This window comes from Nocardioides luteus (assembly GCF_000960475.2).
GTDB classification, from domain to species: domain Bacteria; phylum Actinomycetota; class Actinomycetes; order Propionibacteriales; family Nocardioidaceae; genus Nocardioides; species Nocardioides luteus_A.
In genome coordinates, this window is sequence record NZ_JZDQ02000017.1 from 106012 (window position 1) to 121485 (window position 15474).

The 15474-nt window shown below is 69.0% G+C and carries 11 protein-coding genes and 1 pseudogene; 5 read left to right on the plus strand and 7 right to left on the minus strand.

Annotated features, from left to right (window positions below):
* The first annotated feature begins 2 nt into the window (after nucleotides 1-2).
* Complete coding sequence (locus UG56_RS13755; RefSeq protein ID WP_045551759.1) at nucleotides 3-875, plus strand: branched-chain amino acid ABC transporter permease; 873 nt, start codon at nucleotides 3-5, stop codon at nucleotides 873-875.
* Entirely contained in the window at nucleotides 872-1870 is a 999-nt protein-coding gene (locus UG56_RS13760; protein ID WP_045551758.1) for a branched-chain amino acid ABC transporter permease, read from the plus strand. The genes UG56_RS13755 and UG56_RS13760 overlap by 4 nt, the downstream gene beginning before the upstream one ends.
* Before the next feature lie 15 nt (nucleotides 1871-1885).
* Here UG56_RS13760 and UG56_RS13765 read toward each other — a convergent pair whose 3' ends face one another.
* A complete protein-coding gene (locus tag UG56_RS13765) occupies nucleotides 1886-3781 on the minus strand; it encodes a helix-turn-helix domain-containing protein (protein ID WP_071327069.1) in 1896 nt (631 codons plus the stop codon).
* 63 nt (nucleotides 3782-3844) lie between these two features.
* On the minus strand, nucleotides 3845-5830 hold the full coding sequence (locus tag UG56_RS13770) for a thioredoxin domain-containing protein (protein ID WP_371264387.1): 1986 nt from the start codon (nucleotides 5828-5830) through the stop codon (nucleotides 3845-3847).
* 116 nt (nucleotides 5831-5946) lie between these two features.
* Between UG56_RS13770 and UG56_RS13775 the strand changes: the two genes are divergently transcribed.
* On the plus strand, nucleotides 5947-7353 hold the full coding sequence (locus UG56_RS13775) for a hypothetical protein (protein WP_045546895.1): 1407 nt from the start codon (nucleotides 5947-5949) through the stop codon (nucleotides 7351-7353).
* A 276-nt stretch (nucleotides 7354-7629) separates the two neighbouring features.
* Here the strand turns inward: UG56_RS13775 and UG56_RS13780 are convergent, their stop codons facing one another.
* A complete protein-coding gene (locus UG56_RS13780) occupies nucleotides 7630-8835 on the minus strand; it encodes a cytochrome P450 (protein ID WP_045546826.1) in 1206 nt (401 codons plus the stop codon).
* Nucleotides 8836-8909: 74 nt separating this feature from the next.
* Here UG56_RS13780 and UG56_RS13785 point away from each other — a divergent pair, with 74 nt between their 5' ends.
* The gene (locus tag UG56_RS13785; RefSeq protein WP_045546827.1) at nucleotides 8910-9491 is read left to right on the plus strand and encodes a TetR/AcrR family transcriptional regulator; all 582 of its coding nucleotides are present in this window, start codon (nucleotides 8910-8912) and stop codon (nucleotides 9489-9491) included.
* Nucleotides 9492-10371: 880 nt separating this feature from the next.
* Here UG56_RS13785 and UG56_RS13790 read toward each other — a convergent pair.
* Nucleotides 10372-10713 (minus strand): winged helix-turn-helix transcriptional regulator, encoded by a 342-nt coding sequence (locus tag UG56_RS13790; RefSeq protein WP_045546896.1) that lies wholly within the window; start codon nucleotides 10711-10713, stop codon nucleotides 10372-10374.
* Between the two features lie 77 nt (nucleotides 10714-10790).
* On the opposite strand from UG56_RS13790, the gene UG56_RS13795 reads away from it, so the two are divergent.
* Complete coding sequence (locus UG56_RS13795; RefSeq protein WP_045546897.1) at nucleotides 10791-11213, plus strand: DoxX family protein; 423 nt, start codon at nucleotides 10791-10793, stop codon at nucleotides 11211-11213.
* Nucleotides 11214-11622: 409 nt separating this feature from the next.
* Here the strand turns inward: UG56_RS13795 and UG56_RS13800 are convergent, their stop codons facing one another.
* The 3 genes and pseudogenes from UG56_RS13800 to UG56_RS27535 form a co-directional block, all read right to left on the minus strand.
* Nucleotides 11623-13989: an MMPL family transporter gene (locus UG56_RS13800; RefSeq protein ID WP_045546828.1), complete on the minus strand. Its 2367-nt coding sequence runs from the start codon at nucleotides 13987-13989 to the stop codon at nucleotides 11623-11625.
* A 33-nt stretch (nucleotides 13990-14022) separates the two neighbouring features.
* Complete coding sequence (locus UG56_RS13805; RefSeq protein WP_045546829.1) at nucleotides 14023-14628, minus strand: TetR/AcrR family transcriptional regulator; 606 nt, start codon at nucleotides 14626-14628, stop codon at nucleotides 14023-14025.
* Between the two features lie 590 nt (nucleotides 14629-15218).
* Nucleotides 15219-15474, minus strand: a pseudogene (locus UG56_RS27535) (ABC transporter ATP-binding protein); the annotation flags it as partial.

Sequence of the window (15474 nt, forward strand, 5' to 3'; positions counted from 1 at the left end):
CTGTGAGCGCGGTCCTGCAATACACCGTCCAAGGGCTCGCGGCCGGCAGCTTCTACGCGCTGGCCGCGCTCGGCCTGGCGGTGATCTTCGGTGTCCTCGGCGTGGTCAACTTCGCCCACGGCGCCTTCTACATGCTGGGCGCGGTGGCCGCCGCGGTGCTCCTGGACACGCTCGGGCTGAGCCTGTGGGGCGCGCTGATCGTGGTGCCGCTGCTCATGCTGGTCTTCGGGATGCTGGTCGAGCGGCTGCTGGTGCAGTGGCTGCTGCCGCTCGACCCGCTCTACAACCTGCTGCTCACCTTCGGGCTGACGCTGCTGCTGGTCGACCTGGTCAAGCGCCGCTACGGGGTCTCGGGTCTGCCCTATGAACGCCCCTCGGCGCTCTCCGGTCGGGTGGAGGTGGGTGGCGTCGGGCTGCCGGTCTACCAGCTCTTCGTGATCGGTGTGGCGCTGCTCGTCTGCCTCGGCGTGTGGCTGCTGATGACGCGTACGCGGGTGGGGATGATCGTCCGCGCCGCGACCGAACGTCCGGAGCTCGCCGGCGCGCTCGGGATCAACGTCGGACGCTGGGTGACCCCGGTCTTCGGATTCGGGGTCGCGCTCGCCGGGCTGGCCGGGGTCCTGGCCGCGCCGTTCCGGGCGATCACCGCCGAGATGGGCAGCGACTTCATCATCATCCTGTTCGCGGTGGTGGTGATCGGCGGGCTCGGCTCGATCGTCGGCGCCGTCGTCGGCGGGTTCCTGGTCGGGCTCGTGGAGGCGTTCGGGCAGGCGTACGCACCGACGTTCGCGCAGGTGCTGATCTTCGTGCTCATGGCCGTGGTCGTGCTGGCGCGACCGGCCGGGCTCTTCGGCCGAGAGGAGGCGACCGCATGACCTCCATCGCGACAGCGGGCGCGAGCGTCAGCGAGCAGCACGCGACGATCGCCGGGGCACGACCCTGGCAGCGGCTGGTCCTGCTGGCGGTCGGCCTGGTGGTGGCGCTCGGCCTGCCGTGGTTCGTCTACCCGCCGGTGGCGATGGACATCGCCGCGTGGGCGCTCTTCGCGGTGGCCCTCGACCTGTTGCTGGGCTACTGCGGGCTGCTCTCGTTCGGTCATGCGGCGTTCTGGGGTGGCTCGGCGTACGTGACGGGGTTGATCGCCATCCACCTCGGTGTCCCGTTCCCGGTCGCGGTGCTCGGCGGGGCGCTCTTCGCGATGGTGCTCGCGGTGCCGATCGGCTACCTGTCGGTGAAGCGGTCCGGGATCTACTTCGCGATGGTCACCCTCGCCTTCGCGCAGATGCTCTTCTTCATCGCCAACCAGGCCTCCTCGCTGACCGGCGGGGAGAACGGGCTCCAGGGGGTGCCGCGGTCGTTCTTCGGGATCGAGGCGGTCGAGACCGACTCGTTCTTCTTCTACTACGCCGCGCTGCCGATCATCCTGCTCGGGATGTGGGCCGCCTGGCGGATCGTCCACTCCCCCTTCGGGCGGGTGCTGGTCGCGATCCGCGACAACGCGCCGCGGGCCCGGGCGCTGGGCTACGACGTGGAGCGCTACAAGCTGATCGTCTTCGTGCTCTCGGCCGGGCTCTCCGGCCTCGCCGGCGGCGTCTTCGCCGTCTCGCACGGGTTCGTCGCGCTCCCCGAGCTGCACTGGGCCACCTCCGGCGAGGTCGTCCTGATGACCGTGCTCGGCGGGATCGGCACCCTGTGGGGCGGGGTCATCGGCGCCGCGCTGATCGTGATGCTCGCCGACTACCTGGCCTCGTCCGGGTTCGACGGGATCGGGATCGTCACCGGGGCCGTGTTCGTGACCGTGGTGCTGCTGTTCCGTCGCGGGATCTGGGGCACCGCCCGCCACCTCTGGCTGAGTCGCCGCCGTTCCTAGAGGTCCTAGAAGCTCCTAGGCGACGAGCTGATGGAGCCGGAGCGCCAGCTGCACCTCGAGCTGGCGCTCCGGCTCCTGCCAGCCCTTGCCCAGCAGACGGGTGACCCGCTCGAGGCGCTGGGTGACGGTGTTGACGTGGACGTGCAGCGCGGCGGCGGTGCGGGTGAGGTTGCGGTCGGCGGCGAAGTAGGCCCGCAGCGTCTCCACCAGCTTCGACCCCTTCGCGGCGTCGTAGTCGATCACCGGGCCCAGCCGCGAGGTGACGTACGCCGCCGGGTGGCCGTCGGAACCGAGCAGCAGCCCCACGAAGCCGAGGTCGTCGGCGGTGACCACCTCACCCTCCCGGCCCAGGGTCATCGCCGCCGCGAGACAGCGACGGGCCTCGTCGTAGCCCTTCACCACGGCACCCGGACTGCTCAGCGGACCCGGCACCGGGCCGGCCGCGCCGACCGTCACCGGCGCTCCCGCCGACAGCCGCAGGCCCTCGACGACCAGCTCACCGGCGGCCCGGGCGTCGCAGTCGGGGAAGATCAGCACGACCTGCCCCTGCCGCACCGCCGCGAAGCCGTCGTGGGTGGCCGCGACGAACGTCGCCGCCTGGCCGACCCGGGCCCGGTCGCCGGGGACGTTCGCGACGACCACGGCATAGGGCCTGGACAGGTCGGCCTGCAGCAGCCGGCCGCGCTCGCGCAGCGTCTCCGGGTCCGGGGTGGTGCCGGAGAGGAGCTCGTCGAGGAGCTCGCCACGCACCCGCCCCTCGGCCTCGGCGACGCTGCGGCGGAAGAGCAGCAGCAGCGCCGTCACCAGCGCGGCACGCTCCAGGATCCGCTGGTCGCCGTCGTCCAGGTCGCCGTCGTCGCGGTCGACCTCGCGCGGACCCAGCAGCATCGAGCCGAGCTGCTCGGCGCCGGCGAGCACCGGGGTGGCGTAGACGTCGCCGCTGCCGGCGGTGCGGCTGAGGTCGAGGCTGCGCCGGGTCACGGCCGCCTCGTAGTCGGAGACGGGCTGGTCCGGGGCGCTGCTCGCGATGGTCTCGCCGTCGAGGTCGAGCACGACGACCCGGGCACCGAGGACCTCGGCGACGCTGCGTACGACATCGTCGACGCCGCCACCCTCGACGACGATCCGGGTGAGCCGGTCGTGGGCGTCGGCGGCGCGCTCGACCACCTCGTTGCGCGCCTGCAGCTGACGGGTGGTGACCTCGAGCTCGGCGACCGCGGCGCGGGTCTCCTCCAGCAGCCGGGCCTTGTCGACGGCGATCGCGGCGTGGGCCGCGAGCGAGACGAGCAGGGCGCTGGCCTCGGTGCCGAAGGGACGTACGGTGCGGTTCGCGGCGAACAGGACGCCGATGACCTGGGTGCCGAGCAGGAGCGGCACCCCGATGATCGCGCGGATGCCCTCGCCGCTGACCGCGCCGTCGATGTCGGGGGCATGCCGGAACCGCTCGTCGGGGATGTAGTCAGCGGTCGAGTAGGGCTTCATGGTCTGGGCGACGAGGCCGCCGAGCCCGATGCCGTAGGGGATCCGGGTCGTGCGGAAGGCCGCGGTCAGGATCCCCTCGGTCACCCGCATGTACTCACCACGGCGCTCGTCGTTGAGCGTCAGGTAGGCGACGTCGCTGTTCAGCAGCTGCTTCGCCCGGGTGACGATCGCCTGCAGCACGGCTTCCAGGTTGGTCAGCATCGCCAGGTCGTTGGCCGACTCGAACAGCGCCGCCAGCTCTCCCTCGCGCCGACGGCGTGCCTCGAGGGTGTCCCTGACCTGCAGCGCGAGGCTCCTGGCGTAGTCGATTCGCTCGCGCTCCTCGGCGGTCGCACCCGCCGCTCGTGCGGCCCGCGACGGCCCCTCGAAGTCGGCCTCTGCGGCATCCCCGGCCAGCAGCTCCAGGAACGCGACCACATCGACCGTCATGTGACCGAAGTTACACTTCTACGCGCCGGCCGACATAGGGGATCACCACATAGTTCCCCGGGATCAGGTAGGGGTTGTCGCCAGGTCTTCTGCCGACGTCACGGGCCGCTCGCAGACGAACCCCCGACAGACGTACGCCGCCGCCTTCCCGTCCACCGGAGTCCGGCTGCTGAGCAGCGGGATGTCGTCGCGGGCCTCGTCGGCGACGACCACCACCGCGCCCGGTTTGCGCCGGGCGGCGCCCTCGAGAGCGTCGCGGTCCGGCCCGGACGGTCCGACGACCGCGATCTCGAGCGGGCCGTCCGCCATCGTGACGGCGGCCGCCAGGGACCAGCCTGCGAACCGCGGTGCCTTCGTCATCAGGGTGCTCGTGGCGGCGAGCGCCTCCTCGGCGGCCGTGCGGTAGCGGCCCTCGCCGGTGAGCGCGTGCGCGGTGACGAGCGCGTGGACCATGGCGCTGGTGCCGCTGGGGCTGGCGTTGTCAGAGGAGTCCCGGGGCCGGGTGACCAGCGCCTCCGCGTCGTCGGCGGTGTCGTAGAAGCCGCCGTCCTCGGCGCGGAAGTGGGTCAGCGCGGTGTCGAGCAGGCTCGTCGCCCGGTCGAGCCAGGTGGCGTCGCCGGTCGCCTGGGTCAGGCTCAGGAATCCCGATGCGACGCAGCCGTAGTCCTCCAGGACCCCCGCGTGCGCGCCTGCGGTGCCGTCGCGGCTGACACGGAGGAGACGTACGCCCTGCACGTGCACCCGCCACAGGAGCTCCGCCGCGGCGAGGGCGGCGTCGACGTACTTCGGCTCCCCCAGCAGCAGCCCGGCATCGACCAGCCCACTGATCGCCAGCCCGTTCCAGGCGGCGACGACCTTGTCGTCGCGCGCGGGACGCACCCGCTCCCCGCGCGCGGCCAGGAGCCGTGCCTTGACCGACTCGAGCCGCTCGACGTCGTCGGGCCGGTGGCGCAGCTGCAGGGTCGAGGCGCCCTCCTCGAAAGTGCCCGCCTGGGTCACCTCGAAGACCGCCGCGGCCCAGGCGCCGTCGTCGGCGCCGAGGATCTCGACGAGCTCGGCCGGCGTCCAGACGTAGAACTTCCCCTCGACCCCCTCGCTGTCGGCATCCAGCGCTGAGGCGAACCCACCCTCGGCGGTGCCGAGCTCGCGGATCATCCAGTCGGCGCTCTCCCGCGCGACCCGGTCGCCGAGCTCGGTGCCGAGCCGGGCGTAGAGCCCGATCAGCTGGGCGTTGTCGTAGAGCATCTTCTCGAAGTGGGGCACGACCCAGCCGCGGTCGACGGCATAGCGGGCGAACCCGCCCCCGATCTGGTCGTAGATCCCGCCGCCGGCCATCGCGGCGACGGTCCGCGAGAGCATGTGCGAGACCCGCGAGTCCGCCCCCGGGGACCCGCCCGCCCGCCGCAGGAACTCCAGCACCATCGACGGCGGGAACTTCGGAGCGCCCCCGAACCCACCGGCCATCGGGTCGAACTCCCCCGCCAGCGTCTCGACCGCGGCGTCGACGTCGACCTGCCAGTCGCCCGCGGCCCCGGCCGCCCCGGAGATGGTGGCCAGGTGCTGACGTACGTTGTCCGCGACCGCCCCGATCTCCGAGCGCCGCTGCGTCCACGCCTCCGAGAGCGCCTGCAGCACCTGCGTGAACGCCGGCTGCCCGTGCCGCGGCATGTCCGGGAAGTAGGTGCCCGCGAAGAACGGGTTGCCGTCGTGGTCGAGCACCACCGTCATCGGCCACCCGCCCGACCCGGTCATCGCCGTCGTCGCCGCCATGTAGACCGCGTCCACATCCGGCCGCTCCTCCCGGTCGACCTTGATGTTGACGAAGTGCTCGTTCATGTACGCCGCGGTCGTCTCGTCCTCGAACGACTCGTGCGCCATCACGTGGCACCAGTGGCAGGCGGCGTAGCCGACCGACAGCAGAATTGGTGTATCACGACGCTTCGCCTCGGCGAACGCATCGGTCCCCCACTCCCGCCAATCCACGGGATTACCTGCATGTTGGAGGAGATACGGGCTCGTCGCACCGGCCAGACGGTTGACCATTACCATCACTCCTAACGAGTGGCACGTGTATCATAGTCGGGTCCGTGATACACGAGAGTGATACACGAAGCAGATCTTGGTAGGCCCGCACTGGACCCACCCCCACCCTAGGAGGCATGCGGATGCCACCTCGCAAGAAGCCGACTCTGCTCGCCCAGGGCAAGCCACGCATGCTCGGCGGGACCAAGAGAGCCTGGCGAGTACGCCTCTACGCCCCCGGCGAAGGCAGCACGAGCTACCAGGTGATGTTCCGGTCACCGACCGGCGACGGCCAACCCTGGGAGCGGGTGCTCCGACGGGCCAGCACCGAGACCGAGGCCCGCGACATCTTCGCCCGAGCCGAGGCCGCGCTCGACACGGCAACGGAGGCACCACCTCGAGCCGACGTACGCGCCGCGCGCACGATCCGAATGCTCGGCGAGGAATACATCAAGGACAGCCACGAGCGAGACAAGCACCCGCGCACGATCCAGGGCCGCGAGTCGCGGCTGAACGCGCACATCCTCCCCACGATCGGCGACGTGACGGTCGCGAAGTGGCGAGTGGAGCACAGCCGGAAGGTGATGGAGAAGGGCTCTCAGACCATCTTCTCCACGCGCGGCCGAGAAGACCTGCGCGGACAGCTCGCCGCCATGCGCAAACTCGCCTGGCGCCTGGGGTGGCTCGACCGCTCGGTGGACCCGCTCGACGGGCTCGAGATCGGACGCACGACCGTCCTCCACGGAGCCACCACCCACTACGTCGACCCGCGCCTTCGCCCCGAGACCCGCCAGGTGCGCGCGATGGCCGACGCCGCCGACAAGCTCTGCGGCCCCGACGGGACCGACCCATTGATGACCAGGCTCCCTCTCCTCGGCACGAAGATCCGCGTCGCCGGCTTCGGCGGCCTGCGCCTCGGCGAACAGAACGCCCTGCGAGCGATCGACGTCTTCTTCGACGGCGGCTACGTCCACATCAACGGGTCCTGGACCACACCCCGGCACCAGCCCGGGTTCCGCGGTCCGGTCAAGAACCACGTCCTGCACGAAGTTCCTCTCCCAGGAACGCTATTGCGCGACGAACTCCTTCCCCGCGTCAAGGAACTCCTCGGGCTGCCCGCAACCGCGACCCTCCAGCAAGTCATCAACGCTCAAGAAACCGAACGCCAGCGCCGAGCCGACCTCGCAGCCCGCGAACCCGACAAAAGCCTCGCCTGGTGGAACTACCCGATCCCCCCTGAAGAGGAGCAATGGCTCTTCGTCGACACGACCACAGGCCTTCCGGTGAAGCCCGAACTCCACAACAACCGCTGGCACCGCGTCCGCATCTGGGTCGACCAGAACGACCCCGATAACGCCTGGCCCCGCACCATCGTCTACCGCAACCTCCGTCACCACGCGGCTACCAAATGGTTCCACGAGGAACTCGGCGAATCCTGGGAGATCGTCGCTCAATACCTCGGCGACAAACTCACCACCGTCCTGAATCACTATGTCCGCGCAGGCGAAGACGCGCTTCGCGACTCGGTCAACAAACTCGCTGGACGATGAGTTGGCCACCGGCGGCACCCGATTCGAGACCAGTCCGGTCCGGGCGCCGCCCACAGGGGGTGCCCGCCCTTTGTCCACCGGCCGATATTGAGGACTCACTGACCACCAAAGCATGCGTGCCGACTGTTTCAGAGTGGCATACCCCTAGTTCAAGCGCTGAGTTTCGAATCCGTCATCGCCCGTCGACGACCATCGAAATGGCCGTCACGAGAATGTGCCGTGCCCGCCCCTCGATGGTTGAGTCCAGACAAGTGGCGATAGCCGACGGGACCATGGTCAGCATCGTGGGGACCAGTGCATCGGGAGTGCGAGGTAGCCACGGATCGGACCGGACCTCAGCCGCCGGGACCGGCCTTCGTCGACCTCCCACTCCGGGCAGGTTCGGAGGAGGACCTCGAGGGCGACCCGCGTCTCGAGGCGAGCCAGGGCTGCGCCGAGGCAGAAATGGATACCTCGCCCGAAGGCGAGGTGGTGCTCTGGCTCCCGGTCGATGTCGAACCGATCCGCGGCCCAGAAGATGCGCTCGTCCCGGTTCGCCGATCCAAACAGCAGCAGGACGGTGTCCCCAGCGGGCATCGTGGTGCCATGGATGGTCACGTCGCGGGTGAGGGCTCGGGAGAGGCCCTGAACCGGGGAGTCGAAGCGAAGGAGTTCTTCGACGGCCCCCGGAAGAAGTTCGGGGTGTCGCGCGAGGCGCTCGCGGGCAGCGGGGTGCTGAGCCAGGATGACCGCGCTGTTGGCGAGCAGGTTGGTCGTCGTCTCGTGCCCGGCGACCAGCAACAGCAAGCAGAACCCGAGGAGCTCCTCCTCAGTCAGCCGCTGCCCATCCACCTTGGCTTCCACCAGCGCGGAGATGAGATCGTTGCGCGGTTCTTTGTGTCGTTGGGCGATGAAGCCTTTGAAGTAATCGTACAAGGAGGCCGCGGCGGCAAGACCGGCGCTGGCTTGATCGCGCACCGGGTCTGCCTGCACGAGCAGGCTTGACCACTGCCGGAACTGCGCCCGGTCCTCCCTGGGTACGCCGAGCAGGTCGGCGATCACCATCGCCGGCAGCGGGCCGGCCAACTCCGCGACCAGATCGCAGGCACCTGCCTGGACGAATCCCTGCACCAGCTCGGTGGCGATCGCCGTAACCACGGGTTCCATGCTGGCGATCCGTCGCGCTGTGAAACCTTTGCTGACCAGCGCGCGCAACTGCGAATGCCGGGGCGGATCGGTCATGATCATCATCGGCAAGAACAGCTCGGTCATCTCCATGCCGGCCGGTGTGGGAAAGATCCCCGAGGCGGAGGAGTAGGTGCCCGGGTCCAGCAGTGCCGCCTCGACATCGGCGTGGCGGCTGAGCACCCAGGTGTTGCTAGCCGCCGTCCAGTACACCGGATGTTCGGCGCGCAATCTCGCGTAGGCGGGGTAGGGGTTGTCTTGGACCACGGTGTCGAACGGGTCGTAAAGGCTGCTTTCCGGGACGGTTGGGTGGGTCATGGCTCTCCCTAACGCTGACGCGGCTGGGCTAAGTGTCTAGACTCTGAGTCTGTACCCGTTGGGCAGGAGATGCAATGCGTACCGTCCCCACTCAGACCGCCGCCAAGTTGGGCGCCGCCGCCGAACTGTTCGCCGAGAACGGCGTCGACCAGACGAAGATCGAGGACATCGCTGCCGCGACGGGAATCCCCAAGGCGACGCTGTACTACTACTTCACGGGCAAGGAGGAGATCCTCGCCTTCCTGTTCCGAGACGTCTTGGACCGTGTCGCGGACGAGGTGGACATCGCGGTGCAGTCCGACCGGCCAGGAGCAGTCCGACTCGCAGAGGTGATCAGGGCCCAGCTGCGGGTGATGGCCGAGCAACCGGCCGTCTGCCGCGCCCTGGTAGGCGAACTGGGTCGGGCCGGCCGCATCCCGGAGATCGCTGCCATGATCCACGCGGCCTACTACCAGCCGGTACAGGACCTGCTCGCCGAGGGGGTGGCTGACGGTTCGCTGCGGCAGGTCCCGGACCCTGGGTCGGTCGCCATGGCCCTGTTCGGCGCGGTCACCATCAGCGCACTGTCCTACCTCGTCACCGACCAGCCCCTGGACGAGGAGCGTATCGGGGGCGCCGTGATCACAACGCTCCTCGACGGCCTTCGCCCCCGCTGACGCCAGCCCTGCCAGAAGCACGGATAAGGCGCCATCGGTCCACCAACCCATCGCCCCTGACCCGAAGGACGATTCCTCGACACGCCTGCGAACACTCCCCTGCCATGGGCAGTGCGCGCATTGGTGGCCCTGCTCGCGCTCGCCCCTGCTCGTCGTGACCAATCGGAGTCGCACTGCTTCTGCCGCACATCCCCGGGCTCACCCGAACTGCCACCTGAACCGCCCGGTGCTTCCGGACAAGTCTCCAGACATCCCTGGGCGGTTCGGTGTGACACCGACGCTCTGCTCTTGTCCCTATTGGGGGCGTTTCTCACGGCGGTGTGCGCTCTCGCACTTCGCCCTCCCTGCTCGTCCACGCCCTCGGCCCGGCATCGTCCCAGCCCCAGCTCACCGCGCCCTGGGCTGCCTCAGCATGTGCATACCAATGGGTTACATACGTGCATGACGGCATATAGTCTGGGCGTGTCGGACGTCACCTAGCGGGCTGACCGCGTCCGACGGAGGTAGCCCATGTATTCGGGACACGCCTGGCAGGCACTGGCGGACCTTCTCGCCGACGCGGCCTGGTACGCGATGCGGTACCTTTACGGCAGTCTCGTCGCTTTCGGAAGCTGCTGGTGCCTCGGGTGCGACGGTTACCGCGCCTGGCAGGAATGGAATCGTGACTGGCTCCGGCAAAACGAGGAACGTCGGATTGACCGAGAAGTCACCCGCGGCTTGCGCCAGGTCGAGGCCTTCCTGCAGCACCAGACACCGGCACGGACGGAGGGCCTCGACGGCGCCAAGCCGTCCCGGGCACCTCGAAGGCACCGCCGACGCCCGTCACGCGGATAGCGTGTACCCGGCCTCGGCCGATCGCCGCCCGACCGAGACGATTGTGTCAGGCTGGCGACTCCCCGGGTTCGGTGTCGGTCCAACGGCAGTTCCAGCGGTCGATGGCAAGGAAGACATGCTCGAGGTCGCGCCCCATGTCGGTCAATTCATAGCGCGGACAGCCCTCTTCCCGCCGGTGGGTGACCACCCCTGCGCGGCACAACTCCTCGAGCCGCTGGCTGAGCAGACGCGAGGACAGGTGCGGAACCGCATCGAGCAGGTCGGTGAAGCGGACCGGACCGTCGAACATCGGCCGCAGGATCGAGGCCGTCCAGCGACGCCCCAGGAACTCGATCGACTCCTGGAACCGCGGGCAGTGCGCGGTATCCAACTCTTCCCCCACCACCATCACAGGATTGCACCGGCACCGGGACCGGCGTAGGTTATCTATTGTAACTGCGCTCAGTAATCATGGAGGGTGTCGTGATGGAGTGGCTGGTGCTGGTGGGGCGGCTGCTGTTCGCCGTTCTGTTCGTGGGTAGCGGGGTGGGTCACCTCACCAAGTCCCAGATGATGGCCGGATACGCCCAGAGCAAGGGCGTGCCCTGGGCCCGCGCGTCGGTCCTCGGCACCGGCGTGCTGATCGTGGTCGGTGCGCTGATGGTGCTATTGGGTGTCTGGGCAGACCTCGGCGCACTTCTGCTGGTGGCCTTTCTGATTCCGACCGCAGTCCTGATGCATGGGTTCTGGAACGTCGCCGATCCGCAGAACAGGCAGATGGAACAGACGCAGTTCCTCAAGGACCTCGCCTTGGCCGGTGCGGCGCTGATGCTGTTCGCCTTCTTCGCCACCACTCCAGACCTCGGGCTGACCCTCACCGACCCGCTGTTGGACGGCCTGTTCGAATGAACCTCAGCACGCCGCTGCAGACGCGGTCGGGGCCAGACCCGCGCACCACCACGTCCAATCCGCACACCCGGCTCGACCAGCAGCCCTCCGACCTGAGCATCCAGGAGCGGCTGGCGGCCAGGCTGTTTACCCTCCCTGGCGTCGCGGAACGCCCCAGCGCGATCTCCGTACGGGGTCACGGGCGCTGGCCCTCCGCGAGCCGGGCCCGCGATCGCCGATGTTCATGGTCGGCCGCAAGTTCGCACGCCCTGCATCCGGCGCCGGACTTCAGCCTGCACGCCGCGCTGCCGCGCTATCTGAAGGTCGAGGCGATCGAGGCCGGTGCCTCCGCAGGTCGCCGAAGGAACCGCATCCTCACCCCAGCCAGGCGTCGGCCAGAAGGCGTCGCGCCGGGGCCGCGGGTAACCGCCTACCGCGTCCCAACCGCGTCCGGACGCGGCGGCTCCTCGCTGTCCTGACGCCGGGCGAGCATCTGGAGGAGACGGTCGCCCTCGACGTCGAGGTCGGGCAGGATCCGGTCCAGCCAGCGAGGCATCCACCAGGCCTTGTCGCCGAACAGCGCCATCAGCGCCGGGGTCAGCGTGATCCGCACCAGGAACGCGTCGATGAGGATGCCGGTCGCGAGCGCGAAGCCGATCTGCTTGATCATCACGTCGTGGGTGAAGATGAAGCCGGCGAAGACCGACACCATGATCACCGCGGCCGCGACGACCACCCGGCTGGCCTGGTCGAAGCCGTGCACCACGCTCGCCTTGCCGTGGTAGCCGTGAACGTAGGACTCCCGCATCGAGGAGACCAGGAACACCTGGTAGTCCATCGCCAGTCCGTACAGGATGCCGGTGACGATGACCGGGATGAAGCTCATCAACGGTCCACCGGTGTCGATGCCCACTAGCCAGCCGAGCCAGCCCCAGGAGAACACCGCGGTGGTCACCCCGAAGGTGGCCAGGATGCTGAGCAGGAACCCGACGGTCGCCTGGATGGGCACGACGATGGACCGGAAGACCACCAGCAGGATCAGCAGCGACAGGCCGACGATGACGGCCAGGTAGACCGGCACGACCTCGGCGAGCCGGTCGGACATGTCGATGCCGATCGCGGTGAAGCCCGTGACACCGACCACGACGTCGTACTCCTGCGCCATGGACGAGGTCGGAGCCCGCAGCGCCTGAACTAGGTCGGCGGTGGCGTCGTCGTCGGGGCCGGAGGTGGGGATGACGCTGAGCACGGCCATCGCGCCGTCCTTGCTGGTGCCGACCGGCATCGCGGCCACGATGTCGTCGCGTTGCTGCAGCTGCTGGGTGACCGCGCCGAGGGTCTGTGGGTCGACGGCAGTGCCCTCGGCGGATTCGACGGTCACCAGCAGCGGGCCGTTGAAGCCCTCGCCGAAGCCTCGGGTGACGGCCTCGTAGCTCTGCCGGGCGGCGGTGTCGGTGTTGGCGGTCGCACCGGTCGGCAGGCCCAGGTCCATGCTCGCCGCGGGGATCGCACCCAGGCCGAGGACGGCGACGATGCCAACGATCACCGGCCAGCGGAACCGCACCACGGCCTTGACCCAGTGGTCGGCGACGCTGTGGGTCTCTTCCTCGCGCTTGGTGAGCCCCTTCTGGCGGGCCTTGGCCGAGACGATCCGCTCGCCGATGAGTCCCAGCAGGGCCGGCAGCAGGGTCAGTGCGATGAGGACGGCGAGCAGCACCGTGCTCGCCGCCACCAGTGCCATCGTGGTGAGCAGCGAGATCCCGATGACGGTGAGCGCGACCAGCGCCACGATCACGGTCAGGCCGGCGAAGAACACCGCGCTGCCGGCGGTCCCGACCGCTCGGCCGGCGGCCTCACGGGCCGCCAAGCCGCGGTCGATGATCAGCCGCCGTTGCCGGTTGACCACGAACAGTGCGTAGTCGATGCCCACGGCCAGGCCGATCATCAACGCCAGCACCGGGGTGGCACTGTTCATCTCCACCGACGTCGACAGCACGAAGGCCGTACCGACGCCGATGCCAACGCCTACGAGTGCCGTGACCAACGGTAGTCCCGCGGCAACCAGCGACCCGAGTGTCAGCACCAGCACCACCGCAGCGACCGCGAGGCCGACGACCTCCGCCGGGCCGACCGGGATCTCGATAGCCTTCAGCGACTCACTGGGCAGCACCCGCAGACCAGTGCCATCCTCCTCGGCGTCCTTGACCACCTCGAGAACGGCGGAGACCTCCTCGTCGGTCAGCGACGTCGAGGGGACGGTGAACTGGAACTGGAACAGCGCCACCGGAGCCTGCGTGGAGACCAGCACACCCGGGACCGGGGTGCCGTCGACGACCAGCGGCTGGTACTGCGGCTGCTCCGCACCCGGCCGGGTAGGCCTCTGCTGGGCATCCGCACCTGGGGCGGCTGGCTCGGCGGCGGGCTGGTCCGGGCCAGGAGCACCCGGCTGCCCCAGCGCATTGACCAGGTCGGCGGGGTTGACGACCTGCTCCAGGGCGTAGACCTCCTGCACCGTTTCGGCGATGGCGGCCATCCGCTCCGGTGTGTCCAACCGCTGGCCGTCGGGCACAGTGAAGACCACGCTGGCCTGACCGCCCGAGGCCTCCGGCAACTCGTCGATGACCCGGTCCAGGACCTGCTGGGCCTCGGTGTTGTCGATCTTCATCTCCGAGGTGACCTTGACCCCGTTGACCACCAGGGCGCTCACCACCGCGGCGAGCACCAGCACCCACCCGAGGATGAACGGCCAGGGCCTGCCGTAGGCCCCTCGGCCGAGGCGGTACAGGAACGTGGACATGCGGTTCTCCTCAGACGGTAAAGGCTGCGCGGGTCAGAAGCCGGAACGAAGATGCTTGAAGGCGACGTCGAGGAACTGGTCGAACTCCAGCGACCCGGGGCCCGATGACGTGTCCCCTGGCAGGCGGACGTCGACCAACCCCTCGAGCGCCGACGAGACCATGCCGTAGAGCGCCCCGAAGAGCAGCGAGACGTAGGTCGGCGGGTACCGATCGGCCGCCACCAAGCGCAGCCGCTGCTCAGCCTCTAGCCGCATCCGGTGCTGGACGTGGTGGACGTACGGTTCGAGTGACGGGAACTCTCGGGAGAGCCGGATGACCTCCCGCATCCGTGAAAGGGTTTCCGTGGTCAGCTGCAGCCGCAGTACGGCGTGGATCGCGTCGAGCAACGGGACGTCACTCGAAACGTCCTCAAGGGCGCTCACCGCCGCATCGATGCCCGAGTACGCCACCGAGGCGACCGCTGCCTCCTTGCAGGAGTAGTGGTTGGCGAACGTGCGGCGTGAGTACCCCGCCCGCTCCACCACGTCGTCGATCACGAAGCCGTCCAGACCACGCGCCTTTGCCAGGTCAAAGGCGGCCTCGGCGAGCGCCTGTGCTGTCGCCTCACGCTTCATCTCACGCAGTCCGGGTCGTGACACGCACCAAGCGTGGCAGATTGTTGCCCAAACGGCAAAATGACCCAACGGGCAACCTAGTCGAACACAAGTCAGAATGTGATCTCGGATAGGGCGTCCTTGGCTGCGAAGAAGGGTTGCGTGCACCCACCCCGAAGCTGGCGTCCATGCGTTCGAGCGCCGTGTCGAACGTCGCACGGATAGTGGAGGCGGCACGCCGCCTCTTCGCCACCGGCGACGGCACTGGGACGCTCACCGCGGCGCCCGAGAGGCTGGCATCGGGGTCGCGACGCTCGGTTCAGGAGCGCTCCTGGCGAGACTCTCGAACCTCTCTATGCGGGCGCGTCGATGATAGAGCCGTGGGTCGCGGAACGCCTGGGGATGGGTCGACCGAAAAGCCCGGCCTGGCGCGGCAAGGACGTAGCGTCACTTCGCATGGGCGATGCACCCAGACGACGGGCGACGGGCAATGGAGTTCTCGGCGAGGTTCCGTAACGGAAGTTTCCGATGACGCCATGCTGATCGCTGCTCATCACAACGAGGCCGACGATCCCGCGGCCAACGAGAAGCCCCAGGCCGGCGGGTCTGGCCCTCGGTCACGGCGGTTCCAGTTCTCAGGCACCAACGCCAGATGTGGCGCGCACCGCATCCGGCCGGAACGATCCGGGCGGCGGGGTGACACCGTTCTCACGGCACCACGCACCCGGCGGACGCTGGTACTTACGAGGAATGCCGTTGGACGGCTCGAGCTGCATCGGGATCGGCGGCAACGGCGGCAGACCCATGTCCTTCTCCGCAGCCAGCTCGTCGGCGTCCTTCTCCTCCGACATCCCGATCGGGCCGATCGTCTGAGCGTTCAGGAACTGCCGC